This window comes from Acidovorax sp. Leaf191, assembly GCF_001424425.1.
GTDB lineage: Bacteria > Pseudomonadota > Gammaproteobacteria > Burkholderiales > Burkholderiaceae_C > Acidovorax.
The window spans coordinates 610,497-622,789 of sequence record NZ_LMPT01000001.1; the positions used below are offsets into that span (position 1 = coordinate 610,497).

Sequence of the window (12,293 nt, forward strand, 5' to 3'; positions counted from 1 at the left end):
CCGCAAAAATCAGCGGATATCCATGGTCGCAGAAGCTTGCACAGTGCAACCGCAGAGCCGAACCACCGTGCAGCCCCGCAGCTCCAGTCTCTGCAGCTCCTGCAGCTCCTACCTCAGGCCGACCGCTGCATCACGCCCTGCGGTTGGCGCCACTGCACCATCAACCCATCCCACTTCGGCCGCGCCGTCTTCAGATGGCGCTCCTTCACGTGGCCGTAGCCGCGGATCTCTTCGGGTATGCGCGCGATTTCCACCGCCAGGGCGTGGTTGTCGGCCGTCAGGCCCGCCAGCAGTTCTTCGATGCAGGCCCGGTACTCCACGATCAGCGCGCGTTCCATGCGGCGCTCTTCGGTCTTGCCGAACACGTCGAACGCCGTGCCGCGCAGGCCCTTGAGCTTGGCCAGCACGCCGAAGGCGCTGCGCATCCAGGGGCCGAAGGGCTGCTTGACCAGTTCGCCGCGGTCGTTCTTCTTGGCCGTCAGCGGGGGCGCCAGGTGGTGCACCAGCTTGTAGTCGCCTTCGAACATGTTGGCGATCTTGTCCGTGAAGGCTTTGTCGGTGTGCAGGCGCGCGACCTCGTACTCGTCCTTGTACGCCATGAGCTTGAACAGGTATCGGGCCACGGCCTCGCTCAGGCGCGTGCCGATGTTCAGGCGGGACTCGGCGGCTTTGACCTTCTCGACGAACGCGTGGTATTCGGCCGCATAGGCCGCGTTCTGGTAGCCGGTGAGGAAGTCCACGCGCTTGGCGATGGTCTCGGCCAGCGACGGCTTCTTGACGAACTGGATCACCTGCGCGGCCTGGAACAGTGCCTGCACCGACGCCAGGTCGTGCGCGCAGCGGCGGCCCCATTCGAAGGCGGCCTTGTTGTTGTCCACCTGCACGCCGTTCAATTCCATGGCGCGCATCAGCGATGCAAGGCTCAAAGGCACGCGGCCCTTTTGCCAGGCGTAGCCCAGCATCAGCGGGTTGGTGTAGATGCTGTCGCCCAGCAGCTGGGTGGCCACCTGCTCGGCGTCGAAGCTGCCCACGCCACCCGCACCGACTGCGGCGGCAATCGCGCTGTCGCAGTTGGCACCGGGGAACTGCCAGTCCGGGTTGGTCACGAAGGCCGCCGTGGGCGTGCCGTGCGTGTTCAGCGCCACGAAGGTGCGGCCCGGCTGCATGACGGCCAGCGTGTACTTGTGCGCCGCCACGATGGAGTCGCAGCCGATCACCAGGTCGGCCTTGGCGGTGTCGACCTTCGTGGTGTAGATGGCCTCGGGCCGGTTGGCGATCTGGATGTGGCTCCAGGTGGCGCCGCCCTTTTGCGCCAGGCCGCCTGCGTCCTGCGTGATGACGCCCTTGCCGTCCAGGTGCGCGGCCATGCCCAGCAGCGATCCGATGGTGATCACGCCCGTGCCGCCCACGCCGCCGACCACGATGCCCCAGGCGGTTTCGGCCACCGGCAGCACGGGTTCAGGGAGGGACGGCAGCGCCGACAGGTCGCCCTTCTTTTCCTTCTTGGGCTTCTTGAGCTTGCCGCCTTCCACCGTGACGAAGCTCGGGCAAAAGCCGTTGACGCACGAGTAGTCCTTGTTGCAGGTGCTCTGGTTGATGCGGCGCTTGCGGCCGAATTCCGTTTCCACCGGCTCCACGGAAAGGCAGTTGGACTTGGTCGAGCAGTCGCCGCAGCCCTCGCACACCAGGTCGTTGATGACCACGGTCTTGTCGGGCGTGGCCAGGGTGCCGCGCTTCCTGCGGCGGCGCTTTTCGGTGGCGCAGGTCTGGTCGTAGATGATGACCGTGCAGCCCTTGATCTCGCGGAACTGGCGCTGCAGCGTGTCGAGCTCGTCGCGGTGGTGCACCGTCACGCCCTCGGCCAGTGCCACGCCGTCGTACTTCTGCGGCTCGTCGGTCACGATGATGAGCTTGGCTACGCCTTCGGACTTGAGGCTGTTCATGATCTGCAGCACCGAGTGGCCCTCGGGCCGCTCGCCCACCTGCTGGCCGCCGGTCATGGCCACGGCGTCGTTGTAGAGCACCTTGTAGGTGATGCTGGTGCCCGCGGCGATGCTCTGGCGAATCGCCAGCAGCCCGCTGTGGAAGTACGTGCCGTCGCCCAGGTTGGCGAACACATGCTGGTCGGTGGTGAACGGCGCCTGGCCCACCCAGGTCACGCCCTCGCCGCCCATCTGCGTGAAGGTCGACGTGTTGCGGTCGGGCATCCAGTTGGCCATGTAGTGGCAGCCGATGCCGGCCACGGCGCGCGAGCCTTCGGGCACGCGGGTGCTGGTGTTGTGCGGGCAGCCGCTGCAGAACCAGGGCGCGCGCTCGCCGGTGTCCACCTTCAGCTCGGTCATCGCGCGCTCGCTGGCCTCGATGACGGCGATGCGCGCATCCATGCGCGCGATGATGTCGCTCGACACGCCCAGCTTCTTCAGGCGCTTGGCAATCGCCTTGGCGATGATGGCCGGGGTCAGGTCGGCCTTGGCGCGCAGCAGCCAGTTCTGGCTGGGGTTGGGCATGGACCATTCGCCGCCGGTGGCATCACCTTCAGGTTCGTCGAACTTGCCCAGCACGTGGGGGCGCACGTCCGAGCGCCAGTTGTACAGCTCTTCTTTCAGCTGGTATTCGATGACCTGGCGCTTTTCCTCCACCACCAGGATCTCCTGCAGGCCCTGGGCGAAGTCGCGCGTGATGGTGGCTTCGAGCGGCCAGACCACGTTGACCTTGTGCACGCGGATGCCCAGCTGGCGGCAGGTGTCGTCGTCCAGGCCCAGGTCCACCAGGGCCTGGCGCGTGTCGTTGTAGGCCTTGCCGCTGGCGATGATGCCGAAGCGGTCGTTTTGGCCTTCGATCACGTTGTAATTGAGCTTGTTGGCGCGGATGTACGCCAGGGCCGCATACCACTTGTAGTCCATGAGGCGCGCTTCCTGCTCCAGCGGCGCGTCGGGCCAGCGGATGTGCAGGCCGCCGGGCGGCATCACGAAGTCCTCGGGCATCACGATCTTCACGCGGTCCGGGTCCACCGAGATGCTGCTCGACGACTCCACCACTTCCTGGATGGTCTTCATGCCCGACCACACGCCCGAAAAGCGGCTCATGGCAAAGGCGTGCAGGCCCATGTCCAAAATCTCTTGCACGCTGCTCGGGAAGAACACCGGCGTGCCGCAGGCCTTGAAGATGTGGTCGCTCTGGTGCGCGGCCGTGCTGCTCTTGCTGATGTGGTCGTCGCCCGCAATCGCGATCACGCCGCCGTGCTTGGCGGTGCCCGCCATGTTGGCGTGCTTGAACACGTCCGAGCAGCGGTCCACGCCCGGGCCCTTGCCGTACCAGATGCCGAAGACGCCGTCGAACTTCTTGGACTGTGGGTACAGGTCCAGCTGCTGCGTGCCCCAGACGGCCGTGGCGCCGAGTTCCTCGTTCACCCCGGGCTGGAAGACGATGTTGTTGGCCGCCAGGTGCTTTTTGGCCGCCCACAAAGATTGGTCATACGTGCCCAGCGGCGAGCCGCGGTAGCCGCTGATGAAACCCGCCGTATTGAGGCCCGCCATCGCGTCGCGCTGGCGCTGCAGCATGGGCAGGCGCACGAGGGCCTGGACCCCGCTCATGAACGCCCGGCCACTGTCTAAAGAATATTTGTCATCGAGCGTGACGGTTTCCAGGGCCTTGCGAATGTGTTCGGGCAACGGGGCGTTCATGGGTAGTTCCTGTGGGGTGACGGCCTGCTGTCACCGCCTTGTGGGCAGCGCAGAGGGAGTTTCAACGGTTTGAAGCACAGTTTATGCACTCCGAAGGGATATGTCCTTTCGTTTTCATGCTAGGTTTACCCTTGATTTGGAAAGGATCTTTCTTAAAATCGCGCTGATATGAACAATTTTGATAAATTCGACATCGCCATCCTGAACGAGCTGCAGGTCGATGCCCGGCTGACCAACGCCGAACTGGCCCAGCGCGTGGGCTTGTCGGCGGCTCCGTGCTGGCGCCGGGTGCGGGCGCTGGAGGAGCAGGGCTTCATCAAGGGCTACCGCGCCGAGATCGACCGGCACAAGATCGGCCTGGGGGTGCTGGCCTTCGTGCGGCTCGATGCCGACCGCAGCACCGGCAACCTGACGCGCGAGATGGAGGCGGCCATCGCGCGCATCCCCGAGGTGGTCGCCTGCCACTACATCAGCGGCACCGGCACGTTCGAGTTGCAGGTGGTGGCGCGCGACCTGGACAGCTTTTCGCAGTTCGCGCGCGAGGTGCTGCTCAACCTGCCCAACGTGAAAGACATGCACACCAGCTTCTCGCTGGGCGAGGTCAAGGCCAGCAGTGCGCTGCCGCTCACGCACCTGGCGCGTGCCAAATGACGTTTGCTATGTATTTGGTAGCTGCTGCCGCTTGCCAGACAGGCGGTAGGGGCAGTTTTGAACCCGCACAGGCGTGCTGCCGCTGCGGCAGCGCTCCGGCCACGCGCGCCGCCGGTACCGCCCACGTAACAAGGCGTTAAGGCGCCCTCCCGCAGCATGGTGTGCTGTATAAGCCTGCTGAACCATCGCGGAGCCAGCCAGGCTTCGTGCGCGCTGCATCCACCACCACGCCCAGCCAGCGGCCTGCCCCGTGCCCACGGCCGGGGGCGCGGGGCCGTGGCACCGCAGTGACGGCGGGTTTTCCTGGTGGGTCCATCAATCAATAACTACGGCTCCCTTCGAGCACAGGCCGCCAGCCTGTCGACCGGGGCGCCAACGAGGGAGGGGTCGGCATGATTTTCTGGGGCGTTTTTTGGGGCGCGGTGCTGGGCTCCGTGCTGCCGGGCTACGGCTACGGTGAGCTGGGGCCGTACATCGGCGGCATCCTGGGCTTTTTTGCCGGGTTGTCGCTGCGCTGGGCCATCCGCGCTGCGATCCGCAGCGAGCTGCAGGCGCACGCCGCAAAGCCCGTGACCAGCCTTGCGCCGCCAGCCACATCGGCGGCATCGGCGGCATCGGCTATCGCTGAGCTGGAGCGGGCGCCTGCTGCCACGGCAAGGGTGCCGGTCCCCGCGCCTGTTCCGTCGCAAATCCCCGTCCCGGTCGCGGCCGCGCCCACTGCGGACGACGAACTGCTGGAGGTGGACGACGCGCCCCGCAGGGGCGGTCTCACGCCGCAAGGCCTGCCCGCCAATCCGCCGCCGCTCGCGCAGCCCCCTTCGCCTGCCGCCACCCGCCCCCGTCCTCCCGCGCCGCCCGCCCAGCCCAACCCGATCGAGCTGGCCGTGCTGGCCGCAAAGAACTGGTTCCTCGGCGGCAACACCATCGTGCGCGTCGGGCTGGTGATACTGTTCATCGGCCTGTCCTTCCTGGCGCGGTACGCAGCCTCGGCAGGCCTGTTCCCGGTCGAATTCCGCCTGGCCGCGATTGCCGGCGTGGCCATCGCGCTGCTGGTGGTCGGTTTCCGCAAGCGCACCGACAAGCCCGCGTTCGCGCTGGCCCTGCAGGGCGGCGGCGTGGCGGTGATGTACCTCACCGTGTTCGCGGCGTTCCGGCTCTACGGGCTGCTGCCGCCCACGCTGGCCTTCGCGCTGATGATCGCGGTCTGCGCCACCAGCTGCGCGCTGGCGCTGCTGCAGGACTCGCGCTCGCTCGCGGTGGCGGCGTTCGCCGGTGGCTTCGCGGCGCCCATCCTGCTGTCCACGGGCCAAGGCAGCCACGTCGGCCTGTTCAGCTACTACACCCTGCTCAACCTGGCCATTCTGTTCATCGCCTACAAGCGCTCGTGGCGCGTGCTGAACGTGGTGGGCTTCGTGGCGACCTTCGGCGTGGCCTCGGCCTGGGGCGTGCTCAAGTACGTGCCCGACCAGTACGCCAGCACCCAGCCCTTCCTCGCGGTCTTCGTACTCATCTACCTGTTCGCGGCCATCCTGTACGCCCGCAACACGCCGACCAGGCTGGGCAACGCGGTCGACACCATGCTGGTGTTCGGCACACCGCTGGTGGGCTTTGGCCTGCAGGCCGGGCTGGCGCAACCGTTCGAGCTGGGCACCGCTTTCTCGGCGCTGGCCTTCGCCGCGCTGTACCTGCTGGCCGCCATGGTGCTGGTGCGCCGCGCGCAGGGCAGCTACCGCCTGCTGATCGAATGCTTCATCGCCATCGGCGTGGGCTTTGCCACGCTGGCCGTGCCGCTGGCGCTGGACGCGCAATGGACGTCGGCGGTGTGGGCGCTGGAGGGCGCTGGCGCCTTCTGGGTCGGCATGCGCCAGGCCCGCTGGATGCCGCGCGCTTTCGGCCTGGTGCTGCAGGGCGTGGCGATGCTGGCCTTCATGGACGGCGTCTCCAGCGTCTCGCGCCTCGCGCTGGTCAACCCGGCGTTCCTGGGTGCCTTGCTGATCGCGCTGCCGGCGCTGCTGCTGGCCTGGTGGCTGCGCAAGCCGCTGCCGCACAGCGGCTCGACCTGGGCCAAGGGCTATGCGGGTGTGGAAGCGCGGCTGTCCAGCCCCGCCTACCTCTACGGCTTTGCCTTCTGGTGCCTGGCCTGGCTGCTTGAGATCACGCGGCGCGTGCCCGGCCTGGAGGCGGGCCAGTGGCCCGTGCCGGTGTTCTCCGAACGCATCATCGAACTGCTGGCCATGCTGGCCATCGTGCTCAGCGCCGCGCTGTCGATGGTGCTGGGCCTGCGCACGCGCTGGCCCGTGGCCACCTGGCCGGCGCGCGGCACCATCGCCGTGCTGGCGCTGGGTTTTGTCGCGCAGGTGGGCGACGGCTACCGCGTGCTGGCTACGCCCGCCTGGGCCGTGTGGCCGGTGGCGCTGGCGCTGCATGGGTGGATGCTGCGGCAGACCGACCGCCTGCAGGCAGCGGCTGCTGGGGACGGCAGGCCCGCAGCCGCGGTTGCAGCCGCAACGGGTGCCTCGGCCTTCGGCTGGTTCCATGCCGCCACGGCGTGGCTGGTGACCTTTCTGCTGGCCGACTGCCTGTGGTCCGGCATCGGCAAGGCCGAGCTGTGGCGCACCTCGTGGGCTGGCGTGGTCATGCTGGTCAGCGCCATTGCGGTGCTGATGGCGCTGGCGCTGTGGGCCGGCCGCGGCAACCGGCCTGCGGCACGCGCAGCGCTGCCCTGGCCGCTGAACCCGCATGCCGAGGCCTACTACTGGCTGGCAGCGCTGCCGCTGGCGGTGCTGGTGTTCTGGGGCTCGCTGCTGGCCGCGGTGCATTCGTCGGGCCACACCGCGCCACTGCCCTACATCCCGCTGCTCAACCCCACGGACCTGACCCTGGCGCTCGCGCTGGGCGGCCTGGTGTTCTGGCGGCGGGTGCTGGTGTCGGCACTGCCGCAGCCCGCCCACGCGGGCTGGGTCGTCGGCCGCCATGCGCTGGTGGCGCTGGCGCTGCTGGTGTTCATCGCGATCAACACGGTGTGGCTGCGCGTGGCCCACCACTTCTTCGGCGTGCGCTGGGATGCCTCGGCGCTGTTCGACAGCTTCGTCGTGCAGACCGGCTACGCCATCCTGTGGACACTGCTGGCGCTCAGCATGATGGTGCTGGCGCACCGCCGCGCGCAGCGGCCGCTGTGGCTGGTGGGCGCAGGCCTGCTGGGGCTGGTGGTGGTCAAGCTGCTGCTGATCGACCTGTCCAACGCCGGTGGTGCCGAACGCATCATTGCCTTCATCGCGGTGGGTGTGCTGATGCTGGTGGTGGGCTACTTCGCGCCGCTGCCACCCAAGGCCGCGCCCCGTGCGGCGCCCGATGCTCCGCCGGTCTCGCCGGTCTCGCCGGTCGCGCCTGCGGCACCTGTGGCCCCGGCGCAAGAGGAATCACTGTCATGAAGTCTCCCCGTCACCACCTGCCGCTGCCCGTAGCCGCATGGCTGGCTGCTGCCGCCCTGTCCCTGGCCGCCGGGGGTGTCCAGGCGGCGGCCGATGCCAACAGCCCGGCCGCCTACGCCATCCGCATCCCTGTCACGCTGGCGGCCGATGCGCCGCTGCAGCGCGTGTTGCTACCCGCCGAGGTGCTGGTGCGCCTGCAGAGCCCAGGCTATGCCGACGTGCGCCTCTTCAACGGCGCAGGCCAGCCGGTGCCCATGGCGCTGGCCGGCGTGGCGGCCGCCAGTGCGCCGGAGGAATCGGTGGTGCTGCCGGCCTATCCCATCCTGGGCGGGCCCGGCATGCCAGGGCAGGCCGGGCTGGAAGGCCTGTCGCTGCGCATCGAGGAGCAGCAGGGCCGGCGCGTGGTGCAGATCGACACGGCGGGAACAGCCGCCCCTGTCGGCGCGCAATCCGTGCGCGGTGCGCTGCTGGACGCACGCAGCGTCCCACTGCCCGTGGCGCGCATGGCGCTGGACGCCGATCTGCCCGCCGGCCAGCCGGTGACCTTCACGGTGCAGGCCAGCCGGGACCTGAAGAACTGGCGGCCGCTGGCCGAGACGGTGCTGTACCGCGCCGACGCGGCGGGCACGACCCCATCCCCAGCAGCACCGGGCCGCCTGGGCAGCGAGCACATCGACCTGCAACGGGCCGACCTCAAGGACCACTACCTGCGCGTGACCTGGGGCGATGCCGCCGTGACATTCCGCGGTGCGACGCTGGTCACCTCGCGCGGCGCGGGCCCGCGCGAGCGCGTCAGCGCCAGCATGGCCGTGCCGCCGCTGGGCAACAACCTGCGCGAGCTGGTGTTCGCCCTGCCGTTCGCCACACCGGTCGCTGCGCTCAAGATCACGCCGCAGGGCAGCAACGTGCTGGTGCCGGTGCGCGTGCTGGGCCGCAACGACCGCGAGCGGCCCTGGGCGCACCTGGCCAGCGCCACGGTCTACCGCATGTCCACGGGCGGCAAGGAGCAGACCAACGCCCCGGTCGAGCTGGGCGGCGCTTCGGTGCGCGAGGTCAAGATCGAGGCCGACGCCAAATCGGCCGGCTTTGCCGCCGCGCCCGACATCGCGCTGCAGTTCGAGCCGGCCCAGCTGGTGTTCCTGGCCAGCGGGCAGGGCCCCTTCACCCTGGCGGCCGGCTTGCCCGGCGCCGGTGCGGCAGCAAGCGCCTTCCTGCCCCTGGCCAGCCTGGTGCCGGGCTACCAGCCCCAGCAGGAGAACACCCTGCCCGCGGCGCTGGCCGATGTGGCCCGGGCCGACATCACCGGCGGCAAGCCCGCGGACGGCCCGCTGGTGGCCGCCGCCGCTGCCAGCGACGGGCTGTCCACGCGCAGCTGGGTGCTTTGGGGTGTGCTGCTGGCCGGCGTCGGCGCGCTGGGGCTCATGGCTTGGCTGCTGATGCGGCAGACCAAACCGGCGAGCCAACCGGCGATGGAGCCCGCGAGCAGTGCGCCGGATTCACCGCGCGATGCGGTGTGACCGTGCCGTGTGGTGACCGTGCGGCGCTCTGCCAAGGTGGCTATTCGGCGCCGCACGCACCATGGCCGCGCCAACCGTCGCACAATGGCAGGACATGCCACCTTTGCCGTCCCACGAAAGCACGCGCAGCACTGCGCCCACCCCCGCTCCTGACCTGACCCCCGCTGCCGATGCCGCAGCGCGCGGGCCGACCGACGACGCGGCCGCCGCAGACCGCGCCGCGGCCGCGCAGGGCACCGAAGAATCCGTTGCCGCCCAGCTCGACCAGAGCGCCGCCGCGCAGCTGAGCCAGGCGGCCTCGCTGTCGCCCCTGGCGCCGCTGTCCGTGCCGGTGTTTCGCATGCTGTGGCTCACCTGGGTGGCGGCCAACACCTGCATGTGGATGAACGACGTGGCGGCCGCCTGGCTCATGACCACGCTCACCACCTCGCCCATCCTCGTGGCGCTGGTGCAGTCGGCCTCCACCCTGCCCGTGTTCCTGCTGGGCCTGCCCAGCGGCGCGTTGGCCGACATCCTGGACCGGCGGCGCTACTTCATCGCCACGCAGTTCTGGGTGGCGGCCGTGGCGCTGGTGCTGTGCGTGTTCGTCATGGCCGGCGGCATGACGGCGCCGCTGCTGCTGATGCTCACCTTTGCCAACGGCATCGGCCTGGCCATGCGCTGGCCGGTGTTCGCGGCCATCGTGCCCGAACTGGTCAGCCGCCCGCAGCTGCCCGCCGCGCTGGCCCTCAACGGCGTGGCGATGAACGCATCGCGCATCATCGGGCCGCTCTTGGCCGGCGCCATCATCGCCAGCGCGGGCAGCGCCTGGGTGTTCGTGCTCAACGCCGTGCTGTCGGTCATCTCGGGCCTGGTCATCATGCGCTGGAAGCGCACCCACGTGCCCAGCCCGCTGGGCCGCGAAAGGCTGCCCAGCGCCATGCGCGTGGGGCTGCAGTTCGTGCGCCAGTCGCCGCGCATGCGCGCCGTGCTGTGGCGCATCTCCATCTTCTTCTTGCACGCCACCGCGCTGCTGGCCCTGCTGCCGCTGCTGGCCCGGGGCCTGGAGGGCGGCGGTGCGGGCACCTTCACGCTGCTGCTGGCCAGCATGGGCGCGGGGGCCATCACCGCCGCCATGTTCTTGCCGCGCCTGCGCCAGGCCATGGCGCGCGATGTGCTGGTGATCCGGGGCACGGCCCTGCAGGCCGTGGCCACGGGCGTGATGGCCGTGGCGCCCAATGTGTACGTGGCCGTGCCCGCGATGTTCGTGGCCGGCATGGCGTGGATCACCACGGCCAATTCGTTGAGCGTATCGGCCCAGCTCGCACTGCCCAACTGGGTGCGCGCACGCGGCATGTCGATCTACCAGATGGCCATCATGGGCTCCACCGCCCTCGGGGCCGCGGTGTGGGGCCAGGTGGCCACCCTCAGCGACGTGCACGTGAGCCTGGGCATTGCCGCGGGCACCGGCGTGGTGGCCATGCTGCTGGTGCAGCGCCTGGTGGCCGACCGCAGCATGGAGGAGGACCTGAGCCCCTCCCGTGCCTTCAAGGCCCCGGTGGCCGATGCGCCGCCCAGTACCGGGCATGTGGTGGTCACCATCGAATACTTCATCGACCCCACGCGTGCCACCGAATTCCGCGCGGTGATGCAAGAGAGCCGCCGCAGCCGCCTGCGCCAGGGCGCGCTGGCCTGGCAGCTGCTGCACGACATCAGCCAGCCCGCGCGCTATGTGGAGCGCATCGAGGACGAGTCGTGGACGGAACACCTGCGGCGCTTCGACCGCGTGACGGCGTCCGACGTGGCGCTGCGCGACCGCAAGCTCGCGTTCCATGTGGGCGACGCACCGCCGCGGGTGACGCGGTGGGCGGTCGAGTCATGACGGCTCGGCAAGGCCCGAACCGCGGCTGACTCACAATACCCACCCTGAGCGGTGCGGCCCCGGCATGCGGGCCCGCCTTCCTTGTCCAACGCTTTCGACAATGTCCGCATCCGACGAAGATTTCATGCGCCTTGCCCTGGCCGAGGGCCGCAAAGCCCTGCCAGCCTGCCTGCCGAACCCGCCCGTGGGCTGCGTGTTCGTGAAGGACGGGGCGGTGATGGCGAGCGGGTTCACCCAGCCGCCCGGCCAGCACCACGCCGAGGCCATGGCGCTGGCCCAGTGGCCCGGCGATCTGGCCGGCGTGACCGCCTACGTCACGCTGGAGCCGTGCTCGTTCCATGGCCGCACGCCGTCGTGCGCGAAGGCGCTGGTGGCGCGCGGCATTCAGCGGGTGGTGGTGGCCATGCTCGACCCCGACCCGCGCAACGCCGGCGCAGGCATCGAGATCCTGACGGCCGCTGGTGTGGAGGTGTCGGTCGGCGTGCTGGAGCGCAGCGCCGTGGACGACATGGGTGCGTACCTGGCGCTCAGCGCCAATGCCGCCACCCCGGGGAGCGCCGCATGACGCGCTTCACGCCCAGCCTGCTGGTGTGCCTGGTCGGTGCCGCATCGTGCGCGCATGCCGTCCAAGCGCCTCAAGTGCCTCAAGCGCTTCAAGCGCCCCAGGCCGTGAGCGCTGCAAGTGCTGCAAGTGCCGCCAGTTCGGAGAGCGCCCCCAGCGCCGCCGGCCTGCTCGGCTGCTGGCGTGCCACCAAGATCGTGCTGTACGTGCAGGACGGCACCCAGGCCGAGGACACCTCGGGCCGCTGCACCCTGCAGTTCAAGCAGACCCTGTTCGAGTCCACCTGCAAGACCTCCACCGGCAGCTCCACCACCGCGTACCGCTACCAGGTCGTGCGGCCCCAGGTGTATGCGGCCACCATGGCCAGCAGCACCTTCAAGACGGACATGATCGGCTCCACCCGCGAGTACGAATACCGCATCGACGGTGACCGGCTGCGCACCGTGAGCGTGCCGCCCGCCAAGCCGCCCGAGCCGCCGGCCGTGGCGGCACCGCGCGTGGAGACCGAGGCGGCCAGGACGCCATGCCCGTGAGGCTTGCGGTTGGTTTGCTATTGAATTAATAGCTGCTGGCGCTTGCCTATCCAGC

Annotated in this window: 7 protein-coding genes; 6 read left to right on the forward strand and 1 reads right to left on the reverse strand. The window is 69.4% G+C overall.

The window, feature by feature from the left end; translation table 11 throughout:
• Window positions 1–113 precede the first annotated feature (113 nt).
• Window positions 114–3,683, reverse strand: a complete 3,570-nt coding sequence (locus ASG27_RS02685) for an indolepyruvate ferredoxin oxidoreductase family protein (RefSeq protein ID WP_056411120.1) — start codon at window positions 3,681–3,683, stop codon at window positions 114–116.
• 168 nt (window positions 3,684–3,851) lie between these two features.
• On the opposite strand from ASG27_RS02685, the gene ASG27_RS02690 reads away from it, so the two are divergent.
• The 6 genes from ASG27_RS02690 (at window position 3,852) to ASG27_RS02715 (ending at window position 12,238) form a co-directional block, all read left to right on the forward strand.
• A complete protein-coding gene (locus ASG27_RS02690; protein WP_056411122.1) occupies window positions 3,852–4,334 on the forward strand; it encodes an Lrp/AsnC family transcriptional regulator in 483 nt (160 codons plus the stop codon).
• A 392-nt stretch (window positions 4,335–4,726) separates the two neighbouring features.
• Window positions 4,727–7,765, forward strand: a complete 3,039-nt coding sequence (locus ASG27_RS02695) for a DUF2339 domain-containing protein (protein WP_056411124.1) — start codon at window positions 4,727–4,729, stop codon at window positions 7,763–7,765.
• Entirely contained in the window at window positions 7,762–9,282 is a 1,521-nt protein-coding gene (locus tag ASG27_RS02700; protein ID WP_056411125.1) for a DUF3999 domain-containing protein, read from the forward strand. The genes ASG27_RS02695 and ASG27_RS02700 overlap by 4 nt, the downstream gene beginning before the upstream one ends.
• 94 nt (window positions 9,283–9,376) lie before the next feature.
• Entirely contained in the window at window positions 9,377–11,143 is a 1,767-nt protein-coding gene (locus tag ASG27_RS02705; protein WP_056411625.1) for an MFS transporter, read from the forward strand.
• A gap of 100 nt (window positions 11,144–11,243) precedes the next feature.
• The gene (locus ASG27_RS02710; protein WP_056411127.1) at window positions 11,244–11,708 is read left to right on the forward strand and encodes a bifunctional diaminohydroxyphosphoribosylaminopyrimidine deaminase/5-amino-6-(5-phosphoribosylamino)uracil reductase RibD; all 465 of its coding nucleotides are present in this window, start codon (window positions 11,244–11,246) and stop codon (window positions 11,706–11,708) included.
• Window positions 11,705–12,238, forward strand: coding sequence for a hypothetical protein (locus tag ASG27_RS02715; protein WP_056411129.1), 534 nt, complete (start codon window positions 11,705–11,707; stop codon window positions 12,236–12,238). Before ASG27_RS02710 ends, ASG27_RS02715 begins: the two co-directional genes overlap by 4 nt.
• Window positions 12,239–12,293 lie beyond the last annotated feature (55 nt).